Source organism: Candidatus Symbiopectobacterium sp. NZEC135 (assembly GCF_025962695.1).
Map to the genome: position 1 here is coordinate 1 of NZ_JAGFPF010000916.1, position 847 is coordinate 847.

An 847-nucleotide genomic window follows, 5' to 3' on the forward strand; every position below is an offset into this window, starting at 1 on the left:
AACCCCATCACCAACAATACCGGTACCAACGCGGGGGGCAGCACCTTCGGTATCAGCGGGTTGTGGTTAACCGGGAATCAGGGTAACCCCACCACCACCTACATCAGCCTGATAAACACTACCATTACCGGTCAGACCAACGGCATTGTCTTTGAATTCATTAACAATGCCCTCAGTTGGGTCGCCAGCGTGCGCAATTCCATCATTACCGGCACCAGCCAGGATATTGTAGCCTACACCCCAACGGGACAACCGGCTGGCGGTAGCTACACCCTGTACGGCGGCAACAACATTCTGAGTGGCAGTGTGGATCAGGTGTCGTCATCCGATCCGCGACTGGCCGCCACGGCCAGCAACGCCATCAATCAGGGCAGCCGCTTCTACATCACCGGTGACACCGATGTGCGCGGGCTGGATCGCGTTCGTCAGGGCGGTGTGGATATCGGTGCCTATGAATCACAGTTTGCTTCCGGCACCGCCCCGCAGGTCGATTTGAATGGCAGTACCACTGGCACTAATTACACCACCACGGTGCCAACATCCGCTGCTACGGGCATTGCGGTGACGGATGCGTTGGCAACCCTGAGTCAAACCGACGGGGATTCCCGCCTCTGGACACTGACGCTCAGTTTGGCCGGGACGACAAACGGCAATAGTGAGTCCTTATCCCTTTCACAGCAGGCGTTACTCGCCGCCCATGCTGCCGGTATCAACGTCACCGGTAATGGTAGCCAGACGGTGACACTGACGGGCGGTGCGACGGTGGAAGCTTTCCAGATCGCGCTGCGCGCCATTGTGTATAACAATGCTGCCGTAACGCCGACGGCGGGTAGCCGTACCGTGTCGG

At 58.6% G+C, this 847-nt stretch carries 1 protein-coding gene; it reads left to right on the top strand.

Annotated elements, in window-relative coordinates; genetic code table 11:
• Positions 1-847, top strand: an 847-nt coding sequence (locus J5224_RS31420) for a choice-of-anchor Q domain-containing protein (RefSeq protein WP_319802524.1), incomplete at both ends; no start/stop codon positions are given.